Below are 16430 nucleotides of genomic sequence, written 5' to 3'. Positions count from 1 at the left end.
ATGCGGGTTCAAGGTTCCGAACTCGGCTATCATGCCGACCTTTTCGTGACAGTCCTTGCGCCAAATCAAGGATGCGCAGCCGGGCAATTCCTGCCCGCTGCCCAGGAGTAATTCAATGAACACCGTTTTTATGCACTGCCGGCCCGGGTTTGAAGGCGAAGTCTGCTCGGAAATCGCCGAGCACGCCGCCCGCCTTAATGTGGCTGGCTACGCCAAGGCCAAGCCTGGCACTGCCTGTGCCGAGTTTGTGTGCACTGAAGAGGGCGGCGCTGAACGGCTGATGAACAGCTTGCGTTTTGCCGAACTGATTTTCCCGCGTCAATGGGCTCGTGGCGGCTTTGTCGAGCTGCCGGAGACCGACCGGATCAGCGTGATCCTCGAACACATGGCCGACTTCCCGGTGTGCGGCAGTCTGTGGCTGGAAATCGTCGACACCAATGACGGCAAGGAACTGTCCAACTTCTGCAAAAAGTTCGACGGCCATCTGCGCAAAGCGCTGATCAAGGCCGGTAAACTGACTGAAGAAGAGGACGGGAGCAAACCGCGCCTGCTGCTGACGTTTAAAAGTGGTCGTGAAGTGTTTCTTGGCCTGGCCCCGGCCAACAACTCGGCCATGTGGCCCATGGGCATCCCGCGCCTGAAATTCCCCCGCGAAGCGCCTAGCCGTTCAACCCTCAAGCTTGAAGAGGCCTGGCACCATTTTATCCCCCGCGACCAGTGGGACGAGCGCCTGCACAGCGACATGACCGGTGTTGACCTTGGCGCTGCGCCGGGTGGCTGGACCTGGCAACTGGTCAACCGTGGCATGATCGTGACTGCCATCGACAATGGCCCTATGGCTGAAAGCCTGATGGATACCGGTCTGGTGCAGCACTTGATGGCCGATGGCTTTACCTTCAAGCCCAAGCAGCCGGTGGACTGGATGGTCTGCGATATTGTGGAGAAACCGGCGCGCAATGCGGCCATGCTCGAAGAGTGGATTGGTGAAGGTCATTGCCGTGAAGCGGTAGTCAACTTGAAGCTGCCGATGAAACAGCGTTACGCCGAAGTACGCCGTTTGCTCGACCGTATTGCAGACGGTTTCAAGGCACGCGGCATTCAGGTTGAAATCGGCTGCAAGCAGCTGTACCACGACCGTGAAGAAGTGACCTGCCATTTGCGTCGACTGGACGTTAAAAAAACCAAATCTCGCTGATCTGGGAGTAAGTGATGAGTTTTACCGACCTGCCGGTTGACGGCACCCTGGACGCTACCGGCCTGAACTGCCCGGAGCCGGTGATGATGCTGCACCAATATATTCGCGACCTGGCGCCGGGTGGCTTGTTGAAAGTCATTGCGACGGATCCTTCGACCCGCCGCGACATTCCCAAGTTCTGCGTGTTTCTGGACCATGAACTGGTGGGCCAGCAGGAAGAGGCGGGCACGTACCTGTACTGGATCCGCAAGAAGCAGGATTGACGGCGCCCATAGCAATTGCGCCGGTCTTGTGGGAGCGGGCTTGCTCGCGATGCAGGCGCCACGGTCTGTCAGGCAAACCACGCTGATGCCATCGCGGGCAAGCCCGCTGCCACCGCATTTATGTGCGGCGGCGGATATGTTTTTTCGCACTGCGCGCCAACCGCACACCCAGCATCAGTGCCGCGCAGGTCAGGCCAACGATCAAGCCCTGCCATAGCCCGCTCGGGCCATTGGCCGGGCCGAACCAGTCGGTCAGCCCCAGGGCGTAGCCCACCGGCAAACCAATCCCCCAGTAGGCAAACAGGGTCAGGATCATCGTCACTCGTGTGTCCTGATAACCGCGCAGGGCACCGGCAGCGGTGACCTGGATCACGTCCGAGAACTGATACAGCGCAGCAAACATCAACAGCATGGTCGCCACCTCGATCACCATGGGATCGGCGGTGTAGACGGTGGCAATCTGCTCACGCAGCAGCAGGATCAGACTGGCGGAAATCGCCGCCCAGACCAGTGCGGTGCCCATGCCCACGCCCGCTACAAAGCGTGCCTCGCGCGGTTGCTGGCGGCCCAGGGCCTGACCCACGCGCACGGTAATCGCCATACCCAGTGAGTATGGAATCATAAAGACCAGCGAACTGAAGTTCAGGGCGATTTGATGGCCCGCCACCACCGTGGCCCCCAAACTGCCGATCAACAGCGCAATCACCGCAAAAATGCTCGATTCGGCAAAGACCGCGATGCCAATCGGCAAGCCCACACTGAGCAAACGCTTGAGGATCGCCCATTTTGGCCATTCAAAATGGCTGTAGACCTTACTCGACTGGTAGATGGCCCCTCTGAACGTCCAGACCACCATGCCCAGAGCCATAAACCACATCACAATGGCCGTGGCCCAGCCGCAGCCCACGCCGCCCATGGCCGGGACGCCAAAGTGGCCATAGATGAAGATGTAGTTGATCGGGATATTCAGTGCCAGGGCACTGAGCCCCAGGATCATGCTTGGCCGGGTTTTTCCCAGGCCATCGCTGAAATTACGCAACACGCAATACAGCCCTACGGCGGGCATGCCGCTGGCGATTCCATGCAGGTAATCCATGCTGGGGGTGATCAGCTCAGGGTCGACCTTCATCAGATGCAATAGCGGCTCGGCCGCGATCAGGATCAACGCTGCGCACAGGCCGGTAATCAGTGCCAGCCACAGTGCCTGACGTACGATGGGGCCGATTTCGCCGTGTGCATTGGCGCCAAACCGCTGGGCGACCTTGGGCGTGGTCGCCAGCAGAATGCCGGACATCAACAAAAACACCGGAACCCAGATCGAGTTGCCCAGTGCCACGGCGGCCAGATCCCGAGGGCCGACGCGCCCGGCCATCACGGCATCGACAAAACCCATTGCCGTGGTTGCGATCTGCGAAATGATGATGGGAAATGCCAGCGCCAACAGCGCGCGCACCTCGGTGCGTACCCGGGCCGGGCGGCTGACAGGGAGGGAAGAGGGGGGGTGAGTCACAGAGTTCACTGGCTTGTATCCACAGGGTTAAACGCGCAAAGCCGGGGATTGTACGCCTGACCATGTGGTCAGTTAATACCGAGTTGTAGGCCCTTTGTAAGCGTGCCCGCAAGTACCTGCACACCCGGCTGGCCCATTGCGCGTAACAACGCCTACACTGCCACTCCGCGAAAGGAGCCTGCCATGTTGATTGTTGCTGATGAAAATATTCCGCTGATCGAAGAATTTTTTGCTGACTTCGGTGAAATACGCCGCTTGCCGGGGCGCCAGATCAACCGTGCAGACGTTCACGATGCCGATGTTTTGCTGGTGCGCTCGGTGACCAAAGTGGACCGCGAGCTGCTTGAGGGCAGTGCAGTGCGGTTTGTCGGAACGTGCACCATCGGTACTGATCACCTGGCGCTGGACTACTTCCAGCAGTCTGGTATCCACTGGTCCAGTGCTCCTGGCTGCAATGCGCGTGGCGTCGTGGACTACGTGCTCGGCAGCCTGCTGACGCTGGCTGAAATCGAAGGCGCCGACTTGACCCAGCGCACCTACGGCGTGATTGGTGCCGGTGAAGTGGGCGGTCGCCTGGTCAACGTCTTGCGTTCACTGGGCTTCAATGTGCTGGTTTGCGACCCGGTGCGGGCGGCGGCCGAGGGCGGTGACTATGTCAGCCTTGAGCACGTGATCGAGCAGTGCGATGTACTCAGCCTGCATACGCCGCTGGACAGGACCGGCGATTACCCGACCTGGCATCTGTTTGATCAGCAGCGGCTGGAACAGCTGAAACCGGGTACCTGGCTGATCAACGCCAGCCGCGGCCCGGTGGTGGATAATGCCGCGCTGCGTGAAGTTTTGACCCGCCGGGATGATCTGCAAGCGGTACTCGATGTATGGGAGGGTGAGCCGCAAGTAGACCGCGAACTGGCGGATCTGTGCGTGCTGGCGACCCCGCATATTGCCGGCTACAGCCTGGATGGCAAACAGCGGGGTACGGCACAGATTTATCAGGCATTGTGCGATTTTCTGGGGCATAGCCCTGAAGTCAAACTGGCCGACCTGCTGCCGTCCCCCTGGCTGGCCAAGGTTGAACTGAGTGCTGACAGCGACCCGGCATGGGCCCTGGCCATGCTCTGTCGCGGTGTGTACGACCCGCGCCGTGACGATGCCGACTTTCGCCGCAGTTTGAGTGGAACCGTCCAGGAGCAAAAGCTGGCATTCGACGGACTGCGCAAAAACTACCCGATTCGCCGCGAAATTGAAGGCTTGCCGGTGCATATCGCGGGTGATTCAGTGGCCCTGAAGCAACTGGTAAAAGCCTTGGGCGCCGTGCCGGTCTGAATGTGCAGGCCTAAAAAAACCGGCCCTACGCAGTAAGGCCGGTCAGTGACGCGAATGCTGTTTAATCATGTACAGGGTCTTGTTGGCAAGGATCAGCCCTTGCGTGATGGCGTGACCAGGCGTTGCTCCAGCTCATGGCAGGCGTCCTGAATCATCGCCTCGGTGATCAGGATCTCCTGACCATTTTCGTCGATAAACGCGCACCCCAGAGATTGCTGTGGCTGGGTACGAATCACCGGTACGGCTTGAGCGTTCTGTTGCAAATCCATGGCCTGTCTCCTCATCAGGGTGTAGCGCTACTGTAGATCCGTTTAATGACCAAGCTGTTACAAACTTGGCGACCACCCCAGTCCAACAGAAATATCCTGAAACTTCCAGCCCGACTTTAGAACATTACTGTCTAGGGTTTGTGGTGACAGGTCATATTCAAAACGAGTGAGAAAGATTTACCGGTTTTAGGCGAACTTCGTTGTAGGCTGTGTAAGGCTTTTTATGCTGATCCTCACTGCGGATACCCTCCCATGCTTTCTTCCCGTCATCGCCGCGCCATTCGTCTGGCAGCGCATTTTATTGCACCCTATCGTTGGCAGGCTCTTGGCGCCCTGCTGGCGCTGATTGTTACGGCGGGTATTACCTTGTCGATGGGGCAGGGCATCCGTCTATTGGTCGACAAGGGTTTCATGACCCAGTCAGCGCATTTGCTAAACCAGTCCATCGGCTTTTTTCTGTTGCTGGTGCTGGGCTTGTCAGTGGGCACTTTCGTGCGCTTTTACCTGGTGTCATGGATCGGTGAACGGGTGGTCGCCGATATTCGGCGCCAGGTGTTCAATCACCTGATCGGTCTGCACCCGGGGTTCTACGAGAACAACCGCAGCTCGGAAATCCAGTCGCGGCTGACCACGGATACGACCTTGCTGCAGTCGGTGATCGGTTCATCGCTGTCGTTGTTCCTGCGCAACAGCCTGATGGTGATCGGCGGCGTGGTGCTGTTGTTTGTCACCAACCCCAAGCTCACCAGTATCGTGGTGGTGGCCTTGCCACTGGTGCTGGTGCCCATCCTGTTTTTTGGTCGCCGGGTGCGCAGTCTGTCGCGCCAGAGCCAGGACCGTATCGCTGATGTCGGCAGTTATGTCGCCGAGGCCCTGGGCCAGATCAAGACGGTGCAGGCTTATAACCATCAACAGCAAGACCAGCAACGCTTTGCCAGTACCGTGGAGCAGGCGTTTGCCACTGCCCGCAAACGCATCCTGCAACGGGCGTGGTTGATCACGCTGGTGATCTTGCTGGTGCTGGGCGCCGTGGGGGTGATGCTGTGGGTCGGCGGCATGGACGTGATCGCCGGGCGCATCACCGGCGGCGAGCTGGCCGCCTTTGTGTTTTACAGCCTGGTGGTGGGCAGCGCATTCGGCACCCTGAGCGAAGTGATTGGCGAGTTGCAACAGGCGGCGGGCGCGGCCGAGCGAATTGCCGAGCTGTTGCAGGCGAAAAGCTTGATCCTGCCACCGAGCACGGATTTGCACGTGTTACCCGCACGGGTGAAGGGCAATTTGCAGCTTGAAAACTTGCGCTTTTCTTACCCTTCACGGCCCGAAAGCCATGCGATCGATGGCCTGAGCCTGACGATCAATGCGGGAGAAACCCTGGCGCTGGTCGGCCCTTCCGGGGCGGGCAAGTCAACATTGTTCGACTTGTTGCTGCGCTTTTACGATCCGCAACAAGGGCAAATCCTGCTTGAAGGGCAGCCGATCACTCAGCTTGACCCGCAAGACCTGCGTCGTTGTTTTGCCCTGGTGGCGCAAACTCCTGCGCTGTTTTTCGGCACCATTGAAGACAACATCCGTTATGGCAATGCCGGGGCCAGCGATGAACAGGTCCAGGCTGCGGCGCGAATTGCCCACGCCCACGACTTTATTCTGCAAATGCCCGAGGGTTACAAAACCCACTTGGGTGATGGCGGCCTGGGCTTGTCGGGCGGTCAACGCCAGCGTCTGGCGATTGCCCGGGCGTTGCTGGTGGATGCGCCGATCCTGTTGCTGGATGAGGCCACCAGTGCCCTGGATGCCCAAAGCGAGCATCTGATCCAGCAGGCTTTGCCGAGCCTGATGCAAGGCCGTACCACGCTGGTGATTGCCCACCGTCTGGCCACCGTGCAAAACGCTGATCGTATCGCGGTAATGGATCAGGGCAAGCTGGTCGCCATCGGCACCCATACCCAATTAATCGCCGCCAACCCGCTGTATGCACGGTTGGCGGCGTTGCAGTTCAACGTAGGGGTGTAGCTGTGGGAGCGGGCTTGCTCGCGATGGCATCAACGCGATTCAACAGACAGACCGGGTCGTCTGTATCGCGAGCAAGCCCGCTCCCACATGGCAGCATCAAGACAGTTGCTGCCAGAGGGAGATTTAGCGGTACTCACACAGGTAGGCGGTATCCACTGCGACCTTGAGCTGGAACTTGCTGTTGGCCGGCACGTTGAACTGGCTGCCGGTCTTGAAGGTTTCATATTCGCTGCTGCCCGGCAACTTGACGCTCAGCTCGCCCGAGACCACGTGCATGATTTCACGCTCGGCGGTGCCGAACTCGTATTCACCTGCAGCCATGACGCCAATGGTGGCCTTGCCTTCGGTTTGGGCGAAGGCAATCGACTTGACGGTGCCGTCGAAGTATTCGTTGACTTTAAACATGGCGATTCCTCGGAATGGGCTAAAAAGGGCTGGCCAGTATGCAGAAGCGGTTTTATCCCGTCACGCCCTTTTATGGCCGTCACCCCTTGAGCACCAGGGGCAATAAACGCGCAGTATTACGGGCATCTTCCAGGGCCCGGTGCTGTTGACCATTGAATTGCATTCCGGCCAGTTGCAACGCGCTGTTCAGGCCCAGCGGCTGCTTTAACTGGCGGGCCCTGGCAAATTGCTGCTTGAGGTTCATATGCGGCAATTGCTGCAGGGCGCTGTGCAGTTGTTTGTGCTGCCATTCCTGTTCCAGTTGTTTTCGGTCGTACTCGCCCCAGCTGGCCCAGCCTTCAAGCTTGGGCAGGTGCTGGCCGAGCCAGCGTTCAAATTGCTCCCAAACCAAAGGCATCGATGCAGCGGCATCAATCTTGGCCTGGGTGATACGGGTCAGTTGCCGACAGAAAGGGGTCAACAGCGGACGACGTTGCGGGCGAATAAATCGCTGAAAATGATCCACCTCACGACCTGCGCGGGTGACCACGCTGGCGCCGATTTCGATCACTTCCATTTCCTCCAGGGGCCAGCCGCCATCATCGGTAGTGGCTTCCAGGTCAATTACCAGCCAGTGAGGCATGTGCAGCTTCCTTTAACAGCATCGGCGTTGAAGTTGGAGCGTAGCTAAAACACTGAGCACGGTGCTTATTTTGTAGTGGGCCAGTCGACCCCTTGCTTGCTAGTCTATATGCGCTTTAATGGTGTGCGTGCCCGATCTCAGGTCGTGTGTCGATCAATAAGTTCCAGCCATGAACGGCGTCAGGTGTGTATGGTTTTGAAGTGTTCGCCAATTCAATTAGCCCACAGCCTGTTGCTGACCCTGGGAATGGGCTGGCTGGCACCGGTGTGGGCGATTCAGGAAATCAGGGTTGGAGCTGCGCACTTTCCGCCTTATATCGTACGTCCCGAGCGCGGCACCGACACGGGCCTGTTGTCGCAACTGCTTGCAGCCCTCAACCAGTTGCAAGGCGACTACCGCTTTGTCCTTGTGCCCAGTTCCATTGCCCGGCGTGTGCGTGACTTCGAGCGTGGGCGGGTGGACATGCTGATGTTCGAGAACCCGGCCTGGGGCTGGCAGGCGTTCTCCTATGCTGCAGTTGATATGGGCCTGGAAGACGCTGAAGTGTTTGTTGCCCGGCAGCATCCTGACCGTGAACAAGGCTATTTTGATGACCTCAAGGGCAAGCGCCTCGCCCTGTACAGCGGCTATCACTATGCCTTTGCCGGGTTCAACGCCTCGCCGAAGTTTCTCACCGAGACCTTCGGCGCAACCCTGACCTATTCCCACGAAAGCAATTTATTGATGGTCTTGAGGGGGCGGGCGGATATTGCCTTGATGACACGTTCCAACCTGATCGACATGCTGGGCTGCGACCCGCAGGCCAAGGCGCAGGTGATGGTGTCAGAGCGTATCGATCAGACTTATCGTCACTTCGCCCTGCTGCGGCCACAGGCACCGATCCAGAGTCAGCAGTTTGCACAAATGCTGCAAAAGCTGCGCGACAACGGCCAGTTGAAGGCGATTTTTGCGCCTTACAAAATTGCCGTGGTTGAGATGTAGGAAGGTGCAAGCCCGGTTGTATCAACGCCGCGCGTAGGTATCTGCGTGGGTGCCCGACACTGCGCGGCAATGGATCAGGGCATCGCGGATCATGAAGTTGACCAGGGTGGGAGATACGCCCAGTTCCTTGGCAATATCTTTTTGCTGTACGCCATGCAGGCGATACATCTCGAAGGCATAACGGGTACGGCTTGGCAGCTCGGTGAGTGCCACCGCGATATGTTCCAGAGTCGAGAAATTGATCAGCGAGGTTTCCGGGGAGGCGCCGTGGATCACCACGTTCATGCCTTCTTCTTCGGTGCCGGAGTATTTTTGCTCCAGCGCCTGCTTGCGGTAGTGGTCAATTGCCAGGTTACGCACGATCTGGAACAGGTAGCTCAGTTGTGCCTTGAACGATGAAGTGATCTGCGGTGCGGACTGCAAACGGAAGAAGGCATCCTGAACCACATCTTCAGCCCGGTATCGGCAGCCCGTTATGCGGGCTGCGATTTTGACCAGGACCAGTCGGTTATCAACAAAGGCTTGAAGTAGGGGTGAGTCGCACTTGCCTGTGGACATTGGTTCCGTCATGGAGATCACCTGCTGCGAATGAGTGAGTGAGGACCTCTTCGTGGGAAGCGTCCTACACAGCTGTTCACAAGCTAGGCTTAATGATAATGATTGTCAATTGAGAAATAGAATTAATAGCGCTGCAGGTGGTGAACTGAGACATGCCTCACGCCAGCATCGGCGTGGGCTGCGAACGCTTTGTAGCGCGATCGCAGCCCTCGGGTTTTACTTGGGCCCCAGGATCTGGACCAGTTTCTCCGGCGATGGCGCGCCTTGCTGCTGTTGCAGGTTGCCTTGTGCGTCCTGGTAGAAAATGGCCGGGGTGGCGGCCACGTCCAGCTCTTCCATCAACTTGGCATTGGCATCGAGCTTGGCTTGAATGTCAGCCGGGATTTTGGCCAGGGGCTTGAGGCTACTGGCCTTGCCGGCTTTTTCGTGTTCGTGCAGGGCTTGCTGCGGGTCCTTGGCGGCCAGCAGGGCGGCAGATTTGGCCGGGCTGTCTTCGCGGATGATGCCCACCATGATATGGCGCAATTGCACTTTGCCCGAGTCAACCCAAGGGCGGGCCTGCTCCCAGAACATGTTGCAGTACGGGCAGTTGGGGTCGCTGAACAAGTACACGATACGCGGTGCATTCGCCTTGCCGTCGGCAATCCAGTTGCTCTTCTCCATTTCGCCCCAGACCTGCTTGGCCATCGGCTCGTACACCAGCTTTTGCAGCGGCGCCAGGCTCAGGTCTTTGCCGTCGGCATCATACAAATTACCCACCAGAACGTTACCGTCCTGGGTCAGGTACAGCGCCATGCCACGGTTCTGGTACTGGGCGGCATAGCCACGCAAGCCGCCGGGAGCATCGAAGCTGCCAATGATTTTTGCACCCTTGGCTTCAATCTTCTTGATCGCCGGCGGCAGCTCTTCTGCCTGCAATACAGGCGATTGCAGGAGCGCAGCTCCCAGCAGGGAGGCCATGCCCAGGGTTAGCAGTTTGCGGTTAAACATTTTTGCTCATTCCTTGCAGGGTCGACCTGTTGGGCCGACATTGAATGGTTCAGATTGAAAGGCTCCATGGCCCGGGCCAGACTGGCTTTTGACAGCTCGCCCAAATGACTGCCCAGCAGTCGACCATCAGCGCTGTAGAACAGCGTAGTCGGCAGGGCCATCGAACCGACTTTTTGTGCCAACTGGCCGCCGCTGTCGAACAGCACGTTGCTGAGGTTCAGACCCTGGGTTTCAAGGAAGGTGCTGACGCTCTGCATGCTCTCGCCCTGATTGACGAACAGGAAGGTCACGTTTTGATGTTGATGCTGGGCGTTTTGCAGCACCGGCATTTCGCGCCGGCACGGCGGGCACCAGGTGGCCCACAGATTGATCACCAGCGGGCCGCCCTGATAGCTGCTCAACTGCACCGACTCGCCATTGGCATTGCGCAATACCATTTCCGGCAGGCGCGTGCCTTTTTCGTAAAGGCTGGACGACAGGCTGGCCAGCAGCCAGAACGCCAGCCCGCTGGCCAGCCCCCAACCTAGCGGGCGACGCAAACCGACGCGGCGCCAGCCCCAGATAAGCCCACCCAGCAGTACCGCCACCAACCCCGGCCACAGTAAAAAACCGCCATCGCGCAGGTCGAGAATTTGCAGTGGGTCGTCCTTGAAGTAGCGCCAGTAGCTGAGCACAAAGCCGATGCGTGCGCTCAGCAAACCCAGTAAGAACAGGCTGAACAGCACTGATTCGGGGTTTTCTCCACCGCGTTTGGCCACACGCCACCCCACCAGTGTCGCCAGGGCAAGGGCCAGTATCAGCAGCAAGTGGTTGATGGCCAGCGCAAACGAACCGATGGTCAGGGTCAGCATTTAGAGGAGTTCCCGAGTGGCGTTCCAGTTATTCAAAAAGGTCTGGGCGTTGACTTCGCCAGTGATGCGTTGTCCGCGCCGCTCAACACCATTGGGGCCGATCCAGACAAAACTGGGCGGGCCGGGTACTTGATAGCGGCTGAGCAGCTCGCGGCTGGCGACATTATCGGCGCTCACGTCAAGACGCAACAGGCGCACGCCTTGCAGGGCATCCATCACCTGGGGTTTGGCAAATACCTGCTTCTCCATGACCTTGCATGACACGCACCAGTCGGCGTAGTAGTCGAGCATCACCCATTGGCCTGCTGCCTTGGCATCTGCCAGCTCGCGGTCCAGGCTGGCCGGGTCCTTGAGGGTGATAAAGGCGTCATGGGCGGAGTTTGTCGTGCTGCCCGCCACGGTTGTGGCGGTATACACCTGCAGCGGTTGCCACAGCTCGGTCCCGCCCCCGGCCGCTCCCACCAGCAACAGGCTGCCCCACAGGCCGGCCAGCAGGCTGAGCGGGCGGAACAGCGGTTTGGCGCGAAGGAATGCCTGTGCCTGTTGCCACAGGCTGGACGCCAGAACGACCAGCAGCACGCCCCACAAACCGACCCACAAGGATTCATCGAGGACCGGGCGTACCAGCAACAGCGCAGTACCCAGGAACAAAAAGCCGAACAGGCCTTTCATCAGGTTCATCCACGCACCGGGCTTGGGCAGGAAACGGCTGCCCACGGTGACCAGCAGCAACAACGGCACGCCAATGCCCAGGCCCATCACAAACAGCACCAGGCCACCTTCAACGGCGTTGCCGCTTTGCGCGATATACAACAGGGCACCGGCCAGCGGTGCGGTCATGCAGGGGCCCACCAGCAGGCCAGAGAGGGCACCCAGAATACCCGCACCCAGCAAGCTGCCGCCCTTGCGGCCACGCCCGGCGCTTTCCAGGCGGTCACGCAGGCCGGCAGGCAGTTGCAGTTCAAAAAAACCGAACATTGGCAGTGCCAGCACTACGAACAGGGCAGCAAAACTACCCAGCAACCAGGGTTGTTGCAGCAACGCCTGCAAGTTGGCGCCGAGCAGGGCCGCCAGCACGCCCAGCCCGGCATACACCAGCGCCATGCTGATCACATAACTGCCGGCCACGGCAAAACCGCGCCCGGCCGTGGCGCCACTGCCCACCACCAGCCCGGCCAGAATCGGCAGCATGGGCAGCGAGCAAGGCGTAAAGGCCAGCAGCAGGCCCAGGCCGAAGAACAGCAGCAGGCTCCAGCCCAGGGAGCGCTGCTGCAAGGTGGCCGCCAGCGACTGGTCCTGGGCCTGACCCTGCGCTGCGGCAGATTGCATGCCGCCCAAATCGATGGTCCGGCTTTGTGGCGGATAGCACAGGCCGGCATCGGCGCAGCCTTGCCAGCTGACCTTGACCTGACCGCTGGCACCTGCCGGAATCACTAGCGCAACGTTGTCGCGATACACCTCTGTGGCGCCAAAAAACTCATCGCTGTGTTCCAGCCCTTTAGGCAACTCGGGTGTGTGTGCGGCATCCAGCCCGTCAAACTTGAAGCGTTTTTGATACAAATAGTACTTGTCGGCTATTTTCCACTGCAGGCGGGTTTCACCAGAGGGCAGATCTTCGCTGCTGAACACAAACGCCTTGGCGACCGGAAGGAAGTCCGGCTTTTGTGCAAACGGATCTTCACTGGCATGCGCCTGGCTAAAACCGGCGACCAGCAGCAGGAGAAAGAAAAACAAACGAGACATGCGCCCAACCTTGGAGTGTACGGATACGCCACACCTTGGCGGGCGTTGATTAACCGAGTGTTAATACGCGAGAGGTTCAAGCCGGTTGAGGGCTTAGAGCAAGCAGGCGCGCAGGCGGAATTCGGACAGCAGCGGGTAGTGCTCACGCCACTCATGGGCAATCTCTTTGGCGGTAATGACTTGGGCCGGGCCCAGCTCCGACTCAAGATGATGGAGTTTGTCCTGGATATTATAGGGATTGCTCCCCCGGCCCTTTACCTGGTTGACCAGCCATAACAGGGCATACCCCCCTGTGTAATCGGCTTCGAAACCGCTGACGGTATCGTTATGGGTGCCATCGCTGTTCATGCCGGTCAGGGCCAGGCCATATTGCTGGACAGCATTGATGCTGCCGGCCTGGGCTTCCTTGAGTATCCAGTGTTGAATAAGCGCAAAGTTCCGGCGGTTTTCAATGCGGTTCGCAAACCAGTTCATGGCAGGAGGATATCCACCATAGGCTGAGCTGCTGATCAGTTCATAGATGACTTCTTGGGGATCCTCGGCGCTGGCCAGCATTGTTGGGTTTTTATCGTAGAGGGTTGCCAGCAAGTATTGAGCGATGGCATGTCCTGATGCCGCCGAATGCTTTAGCCAGTTCAAATCCCTGGTCAAGGCATACATGTCCAGCAGTGCTTCGGGGGTATGGACTCGCAAGCCGCCTTCGAGCTGTGCGCGCACTTTTGCGTTCCACGCATCACCACCCAGACGCAGCATCGCGTCAATATTGCCGTGCTCCGCGGCAGCCTCGTAGAGGGGCATATACTGCGCCTTGAGGGTGATCTGCAGTCTTTCGATCATCTGTGAGGCCTGTGTTACCAGGTGCCAGTGATGCTCTTTCTGGAGACTGATTTGCGTTATCCCTGCAATTTGTCGCCTGAGCGTGGTGATCTGGGACGAGATTTCAGTAGGGCTATGCTCGATGATGCTGGCCAGTGCAAACTGAGCCTCGGCATCGCCCACCGTCGCGGGTAATTGCAAAAACTGCCGGGCATGTTCAAAGGCGCCAAGGTCGTAAAGACGCATGCCTTTTTGATGAAGTGTGGTGTAGGTGGGGAGCCCTTCGAAGAGCCACGAAAACTCATCACTGGGTGCCAGCATGTGAAGTTCCTTCAGGTTGTTGGCGAGGCGATCTCCAGCTTAGGGATGGATTGGAGTGCGAGTGCGTTACATAAATAGGCACTGTCCGCACCGCGCACAGTGCCACGAGCCACGGTTTGCCCAGGCATAATCGGGCCTTAATCCCATGACCTTTTAATCGGCTTATTTACGCGGGTATCAGCATGCATGTACTGGTTTGCGAAGACGACGAACTGATTGCCAGCGGCATCAAGGCCGGGCTGACGGCACAGGGGCTGACGGTTGAGCATGTGAGTACCGCCGCCGCAGCACGGGCCATGCTCAAGGCTGCCGAGTTCGACGTCATGGTGCTCGACCTGGGCCTGCCCGATGAAGATGGCCTCAAGCTGCTGCAGCAGTTGCGCCAGCAGGGCCTTGAATTGCCGGTGCTGATCCTGACCGCCCGTGACTCGGTCACCGACCGTGTCGACGGCCTGCAGGCCGGTGCCGATGACTACCTGCTCAAGCCCTTCGACCTGCGTGAACTCGCTGCCCGCCTGCATACCTTGTTGCGCAGGGTGGCCGGGCGCAGCGTCAACCTGATCGAACATGGCAGCCTGACCTACGACCCCAGCAGCCGCGTGACCCTTCTGGGCGGCCAGCCGGTGGACTTGTCCCGTCGCGAGCAGGCGCTGCTGCAAGCCTTGCTGCACAACCGTGGACGGGTGCTGTCCAGCGAGCAACTCAAGGACAGCATCTATGGTTTTGGCGACGAGCTGGAAAGCAACGCCTTGAACGTGCATATCCATCATCTGCGACGCAAATTGGGTAACGGTATCGTTGAGACCGTGCGTGGCCTGGGCTATCGCCTGGGCCCGGCCGACAGCGCAGAGTCCGAAGCACGATGAGCTTGCGTCTGCGTCTGAGCCTGACCATCGGTTCGGCGTTTGTGCTGGTGTGGGCTCTGGCTGCGGCCTGGATGCTCAGCGACCTGCGTCAGCAGATGATGTTCTCCCTCGACCAGCGCCTGGTGGCTTCGGCTCGCATGGTCGCCGGGTTGCTGGAGCAGCTGCCGCAATTGCCGGTCAAGGGCGAGGGCACCCATTTCAGTGCCGAGCAACTGACCATCCCCGGCGGCATGGCCTGCCAGGTCAGTTCGCTGCGCGGCGAGGTTCTGGCCCGCAGCCACAACAACCCTGACCAGCCGATGCAATCCCAGGCGGCGGGTTTTCATGATCAGGTCATCGATGGCGCGACCTGGCGCACTTTCACCCTGGACCGTGGCGATGTGCGTATCACCACGGCCGATCGCCAGGTCGAGCGCGAGGCCTTGAACCTGTCGGTGCTGCTGGCGGCCTCGGTGCCGGTGGGCATGGCATTGATCGTCTGCTTACTGCTGCTGTGGCTGGGGATCGGCCAGGGGCTGGCGCCACTCAACCGCATGCGCGATGCCCTGATGCGGCGTGATGCCGATTCGTTGCAGCCGTTGCACATTTCACCGTTGCCCGGCGAACTGAAACCGCTGCTCGATTCACAGAACCAGCTGTTTGCCCGTATCGCCAAGACCATCGAGCGTGAACGCCGCCTGACCGGCGATGCGGCCCACGAGCTGCGCAGCCCGCTGACCGCGATCAAGACCCACCTGCAAGTGGCGCGCATGACCGACGGCGAGGCCCGCGAACAGTCACTGGCCCATGCCGAGGCCGGTGCCGACCGCCTGCACCGCACCCTGGAGCAATTGCTGTTGCTGGCGCGGGTCGAGGGCAGCCTGTCGTTTGACGACGGGGTCAATTGTTCGGCCGCACAGGTGGCGCATTTCGCGGTGCACGATGCGGCGGCTGGCGATGGTGAGCGTATCTGCCTGCAGCTGCCGCCCGATCTCCCGGACACGGCGCTTGAAGTACCGTCGGTACTGGCCATCGCTGCGCTGCGCAACTTGCTGGACAACGCCTTGCGTCATACCCCGGCGGGCACCCGGGTGGAGTTGACCGTGGCCGTTGAAGGTTCACAGGTTAAATACCAGGTCCGTGACCACGGCCCCGGTATCCCTGCCGAAACCCTGCAACACATGACCCAGCGCTTCTGGCGCAATGGCAACAGCAACGGCTGCGGCCTGGGCCTGGCGATTGTTCAGGCGATTGTCGAGCGTTGCCGCTGTGAACTGAGATTCGACAGCCAGCCCGATGGTTTGCGGGTTGAATTGCGCATGCCGTTGAAAAGGAGCGCTTGAGGCGCATCCCCTGTGGGAGCGGGCTTGCTCGCGATACAGGCAACGGGGCCTTGCAGGTCGTTTGAGGTGATGCCATCGCGAGCAAGCCCGCTCCCACAATAAAAGCGACTTTCGGCCGCCCACGGTACGAATACGCTCCAATGTACTGATTTCGTTACAACTTCAGTCGGACCATGGTTTACAGTACCCGCGCTCCACTGAACCACCCGCAAACGCTTATTTGTGGAGTGATTCCATTACACACAAACAGACTCCACGGCGCATAAACGGCCCGCTTGACCTCTTGTACGGTGCTGGCACAGAACGTGCTCATGTCCCTTTGTCCGCTCTGGGTAAACATGATGTTTATCTGGTCCAGGGACCCCGTACAAGAACAATAAAG

The 16430-nt window shown here is 59.3% G+C and carries 16 protein-coding genes; 7 read left to right on the top strand and 9 right to left on the bottom strand.

All coding sequences use genetic code 11. The annotated features are described in order from the left end of the window. Positions 1 to 115: 115 nt before the first annotated feature. Both rlmM and tusA read left to right on the top strand, forming a co-directional pair. Positions 116 to 1195, top strand: a complete 1080-nt coding sequence (gene rlmM, locus GHO42_RS13410) for a 23S rRNA (cytidine(2498)-2'-O)-methyltransferase RlmM (RefSeq protein WP_095018984.1) — start codon at positions 116 to 118, stop codon at positions 1193 to 1195. Positions 1196 to 1209: 14 nt separating this feature from the next. Further along, the gene (gene tusA, locus GHO42_RS13405; protein WP_095002746.1) at positions 1210 to 1458 is read left to right on the top strand and encodes a sulfurtransferase TusA; all 249 of its coding nucleotides are present in this window, start codon (positions 1210 to 1212) and stop codon (positions 1456 to 1458) included. A gap of 118 nt (positions 1459 to 1576) precedes the next feature. Here tusA and GHO42_RS13400 read toward each other — a convergent pair whose 3' ends face one another. Beyond that, complete coding sequence (locus GHO42_RS13400; protein WP_178126936.1) at positions 1577 to 2977, bottom strand: MATE family efflux transporter; 1401 nt, start codon at positions 2975 to 2977, stop codon at positions 1577 to 1579. Between the two features lie 174 nt (positions 2978 to 3151). Here GHO42_RS13400 and pdxB point away from each other — a divergent pair, with 174 nt between their 5' ends. Continuing rightward, positions 3152 to 4294, top strand: coding sequence for a 4-phosphoerythronate dehydrogenase PdxB (gene pdxB / locus GHO42_RS13395; RefSeq protein ID WP_153326538.1), 1143 nt, complete (start codon positions 3152 to 3154; stop codon positions 4292 to 4294). A 92-nt stretch (positions 4295 to 4386) separates the two neighbouring features. Here the strand turns inward: pdxB and GHO42_RS25750 are convergent, their stop codons facing one another. Then, positions 4387 to 4563, bottom strand: coding sequence for a PA1571 family protein (locus tag GHO42_RS25750; RefSeq protein WP_165446486.1), 177 nt, complete (start codon positions 4561 to 4563; stop codon positions 4387 to 4389). Positions 4564 to 4815: 252 nt separating this feature from the next. Here GHO42_RS25750 and GHO42_RS13390 point away from each other — a divergent pair, with 252 nt between their 5' ends. Continuing rightward, complete coding sequence (locus GHO42_RS13390) at positions 4816 to 6573, top strand: ABC transporter transmembrane domain-containing protein (protein WP_153326536.1); 1758 nt, start codon at positions 4816 to 4818, stop codon at positions 6571 to 6573. A 123-nt stretch (positions 6574 to 6696) separates the two neighbouring features. Here the strand turns inward: GHO42_RS13390 and GHO42_RS13385 are convergent, their stop codons facing one another. Both GHO42_RS13385 and GHO42_RS13380 read right to left on the bottom strand, forming a co-directional pair. Beyond that, positions 6697 to 6978, bottom strand: a complete 282-nt coding sequence (locus tag GHO42_RS13385) for a pyrimidine/purine nucleoside phosphorylase (RefSeq protein ID WP_016780320.1) — start codon at positions 6976 to 6978, stop codon at positions 6697 to 6699. A 79-nt stretch (positions 6979 to 7057) separates the two neighbouring features. Continuing rightward, the gene (locus tag GHO42_RS13380) at positions 7058 to 7600 is read right to left on the bottom strand and encodes an exonuclease domain-containing protein (RefSeq protein ID WP_095018981.1); all 543 of its coding nucleotides are present in this window, start codon (positions 7598 to 7600) and stop codon (positions 7058 to 7060) included. Between the two features lie 189 nt (positions 7601 to 7789). On the opposite strand from GHO42_RS13380, the gene GHO42_RS13375 reads away from it, so the two are divergent. Further along, positions 7790 to 8581: an ABC transporter substrate-binding protein gene (locus GHO42_RS13375; protein WP_095018980.1), complete on the top strand. Its 792-nt coding sequence runs from the start codon at positions 7790 to 7792 to the stop codon at positions 8579 to 8581. Between the two features lie 21 nt (positions 8582 to 8602). On the opposite strand, the gene GHO42_RS13370 is transcribed toward GHO42_RS13375, so the two are convergent. The 5 genes from GHO42_RS13370 to GHO42_RS13350 all read right to left on the bottom strand — a co-directional run bounded on the left by GHO42_RS13370 (position 8603) and on the right by GHO42_RS13350 (position 13860). Beyond that, on the bottom strand, positions 8603 to 9151 hold the full coding sequence (locus GHO42_RS13370; protein WP_095002740.1) for an RNA polymerase factor sigma-70: 549 nt from the start codon (positions 9149 to 9151) through the stop codon (positions 8603 to 8605). Positions 9152 to 9355: 204 nt separating this feature from the next. After that, positions 9356 to 10129, bottom strand: a complete 774-nt coding sequence (dsbG, locus tag GHO42_RS13365) for a thiol:disulfide interchange protein DsbG (protein ID WP_153326534.1) — start codon at positions 10127 to 10129, stop codon at positions 9356 to 9358. Next, complete coding sequence (locus GHO42_RS13360) at positions 10108 to 10980, bottom strand: TlpA disulfide reductase family protein (RefSeq protein WP_095039344.1); 873 nt, start codon at positions 10978 to 10980, stop codon at positions 10108 to 10110. Before GHO42_RS13360 ends, dsbG begins: the two co-directional genes overlap by 22 nt. After that, positions 10981 to 12723 (bottom strand): protein-disulfide reductase DsbD, encoded by a 1743-nt coding sequence (dsbD, locus tag GHO42_RS13355; RefSeq protein ID WP_153326532.1) that lies wholly within the window; start codon positions 12721 to 12723, stop codon positions 10981 to 10983. A 93-nt stretch (positions 12724 to 12816) separates the two neighbouring features. Continuing rightward, positions 12817 to 13860: a hypothetical protein gene (locus GHO42_RS13350; RefSeq protein ID WP_153326530.1), complete on the bottom strand. Its 1044-nt coding sequence runs from the start codon at positions 13858 to 13860 to the stop codon at positions 12817 to 12819. A gap of 182 nt (positions 13861 to 14042) precedes the next feature. On the opposite strand from GHO42_RS13350, the gene GHO42_RS13345 reads away from it, so the two are divergent. Next, positions 14043 to 14726 (top strand): response regulator, encoded by a 684-nt coding sequence (locus tag GHO42_RS13345; protein ID WP_095002735.1) that lies wholly within the window; start codon positions 14043 to 14045, stop codon positions 14724 to 14726. Beyond that, entirely contained in the window at positions 14723 to 16048 is a 1326-nt protein-coding gene (locus tag GHO42_RS13340; protein WP_095002734.1) for an ATP-binding protein, read from the top strand. Before GHO42_RS13345 ends, GHO42_RS13340 begins: the two co-directional genes overlap by 4 nt. The last annotated feature ends 382 nt before the right edge of the window (positions 16049 to 16430 follow it).

It is taken from the genome of Pseudomonas sp. FSL R10-0056 (genome assembly GCF_009600105.1).
Taxonomy (GTDB): domain Bacteria; phylum Pseudomonadota; class Gammaproteobacteria; order Pseudomonadales; family Pseudomonadaceae; genus Aquipseudomonas; species Aquipseudomonas bubulae.
This window is presented reverse-complemented; position numbering and strand designations above follow the sequence as displayed.